The 2,449-nt window shown below is 58.4% G+C and carries 4 protein-coding genes and 1 pseudogene; 4 read left to right on the forward strand and 1 reads right to left on the reverse strand.

Annotated features, from left to right (window positions below; translation table 11 throughout):
• Positions 1-226, forward strand: a pseudogene (locus ACGKZZ_RS17130) (3-deoxy-manno-octulosonate cytidylyltransferase); the annotation flags it as partial.
• Positions 223-1,035: a 3-deoxy-8-phosphooctulonate synthase gene (gene kdsA / locus ACGKZZ_RS17135; RefSeq protein WP_411224733.1), complete on the forward strand. Its 813-nt coding sequence runs from the start codon at positions 223-225 to the stop codon at positions 1,033-1,035. The pseudogene ACGKZZ_RS17130 and the gene kdsA, both read left to right, overlap by 4 nt.
• A gap of 130 nt (positions 1,036-1,165) precedes the next feature.
• Here the strand turns inward: kdsA and ACGKZZ_RS17140 are convergent, their stop codons facing one another.
• Positions 1,166-1,672, reverse strand: coding sequence for a hypothetical protein (locus ACGKZZ_RS17140; RefSeq protein WP_411224734.1), 507 nt, complete (start codon positions 1,670-1,672; stop codon positions 1,166-1,168).
• A gap of 307 nt (positions 1,673-1,979) precedes the next feature.
• Here ACGKZZ_RS17140 and ACGKZZ_RS17145 point away from each other — a divergent pair, with 307 nt between their 5' ends.
• Entirely contained in the window at positions 1,980-2,120 is a 141-nt protein-coding gene (locus tag ACGKZZ_RS17145) for a hypothetical protein (protein ID WP_411224735.1), read from the forward strand.
• Positions 2,121-2,124: 4 nt separating this feature from the next.
• The gene (locus ACGKZZ_RS17150) at positions 2,125-2,259 is read left to right on the forward strand and encodes a hypothetical protein (protein ID WP_411224736.1); all 135 of its coding nucleotides are present in this window, start codon (positions 2,125-2,127) and stop codon (positions 2,257-2,259) included.
• Positions 2,260-2,449 lie beyond the last annotated feature (190 nt).

Below are 2,449 nucleotides of genomic sequence, written 5' to 3' on the forward strand. Positions count from 1 at the left end.
TGTCGGCGTCTACGCCTACACGCCCGATGCGCTCCGCGCCTATGCCGGATGGGTTGAGTCGCCACTCGAACGCGCCGAGGGGCTGGAGCAATTGCGCTTTCTCGAAAACGGCACCCCCGTCACCTGCGTGCCGGTCGAGGGCCGGGGCCGGGTGTTCTGGGAACTCAACAACCCGGTCGATGTGGCCCGCATCGAATCCGTCCTGAACCGCGAGGGGATCGCATGAAGACCGTCACGATCGGCGACATATCCGTCTCTAACACCGGCCCTTTCGCGCTGATCGCAGGTCCGTGCCAGCTCGAAAGCCTGGATCACGCCCGCATGCTGGCGGAAAAGATCGCCGCCGCCGCGGATGGAACGCCGTGGATCTTCAAGGCCAGCTACGACAAGGCCAACCGCTCTTCGCTGAAAGGCAAGCGTGGTCTGGGGATGGACGAGGGGCTGACGATCCTCAGCAAGATCAGGGACGAATTCAACGTCCCCGTCCTCACCGACATCCACACAGCCGAGCAATGCGCGCCGGTGGCACAAGCCGTCGACGTGCTGCAAATCCCCGCGTTCCTGTCGCGCCAGACCGATCTGCTGCTCGCCGCCGGCGAAACCGGCGCCGCGCTCAACGTCAAGAAGGGCCAGTTCCTCGCCCCGTGGGACATGGAAAACGTCGCCGCCAAGATCGCCTCCACCGGCAACACCCGCATTATGCTCTGCGAACGCGGGGCGAGCTTTGGCTACAACATGCTGGTCTCCGACATGCGCTCGCTCCCGATCATGGCCCAGACCGGCTACCCGGTGGTGTTCGACGCCACCCATTCGGTGCAACTCCCCGGCGGGCAGGGCACAAGCTCCGGCGGCCAACGCGAATTCGTGCCCCCCTTGGCCCGCGCCGCCGTGGCGGTGGGCTGTGCCGCGGTCTTCATCGAGACCCACGAAGCCCCCGACAGCGCCCCCAGCGACGGCCCCAACATGGTGCCGGTGGACCAACTGCCGGGTCTGCTGACCACGCTGCGCCAACTCGACCGGGTGGTGAAGGGCTAGGCCATTCGAAGCCCTTTCCTGTCAATCTTATAATGCGTTTTATGGTAACTCTTATGTAGGGTGCTTACTTGTACGCATTCTACGCTGGCTTGGGAAAGGCACTACCGTACCAACGGAGTGCCTTATGCTATTAGACTTCAACGCTTATGCGGATTTTGGATGGATCCACACCAAAATGTATAGCTAAGCCCTGACGAGCTTGTTCGGGCGTCATCGTTATAGCAGTGCTTTCTTGGGGTAGCGTCAAATCAAACTTACAATCGGCGAAGTGCACATCTAGCGGTTTAATCGTGCGCATTGTGTTCTCTCTGCTGCGTCCTGGCTTTTCTGCGAGCCATTCTTTGTGCCCATTTTTGATGTGTTCTAGCAGTCGAGGCACAGGCACCAGCCAAGCAGACAAGTTATCAACATCTTTCCCGGTTACCATGAGGCAGTAGTCTACACCGTCCAAAGTTGGCACGTCTGCATCAGCCTCGCCAGAATTGGCGGCAAACTGAACTGATCCGTGCACAGCATTGACCACCAACAGACAGTGTTTGCCATCCAACTCCACTTCGTACCTGCCAGCGTGCCGTTGCAGCAGTTTAGCGTTCGGGAGCATTTTCAAAATTGCTTCTTTGCGCTCAGTAGCGTTCATAATACTATTCCTTACCATTTTATATTTATCGTTATGCATTATAATTTTAAATTGTCTAGTATAAATTGATATTACTAGGTATGAGTATGTATAGAGGTAAGACGATGGCTAGCTTAATATGTTCGGGCTGCTTAATCCGTAAAAATCGGTCATTTCCGACCAACCCACCCTACCCTCACAAGATCAACACCTTACACGTGCCATAACCCCCATCCAAAACCTCTCCGGTTCTGACAGAGTTCTGACATCCCCGAGACACCCGACCCCCCCCACACACCCTCGCTTGCGCAAACACCCCCGCGACCCCATGTTTCAGATGTGCCTGCAACCGATACCAGCGCGGGGCATACTCACCGAGATCACCGCCCTGACCCTCGGTCAGGCAACCTTGATTTTCCTGAGGAACGGCCTGTCCCTCATGTCGTGGGCCGGGTATTTCAACCTGTGAGGATATGATGGGAAAAGGCGATAAAAAGCGTGGCAACAAGGAAGTGAAAAAGCCCAAGCAGGAAAAGCCGAAAGTCCTGGCGACGGCGAATTCGGGCGCGGCCACTCCCGTGACCCTGGGGGCCAAGAAGCGCAAGTAGGCCCCGGAACACAAAAACGCACCGGGCCGGACATTCCGACCCGATGCGCAAACCGTGGACGTCACCGCGCCCCTTTCGGATAGACCACAACCCCATCCTCGCGCAGCCGCGCCGCCTCTGTCGGGCGCGCGGCCTCCATGCGCCCCGGCGCCATCAGATGCGTCACCGCGACCCCGTGCAGCAGCAGGTA

The sequence above is a fragment of the Marivita sp. S2033 genome, assembly GCF_046592965.1.
Taxonomy (GTDB): Bacteria; Pseudomonadota; Alphaproteobacteria; order Rhodobacterales; family Rhodobacteraceae; genus Marivita.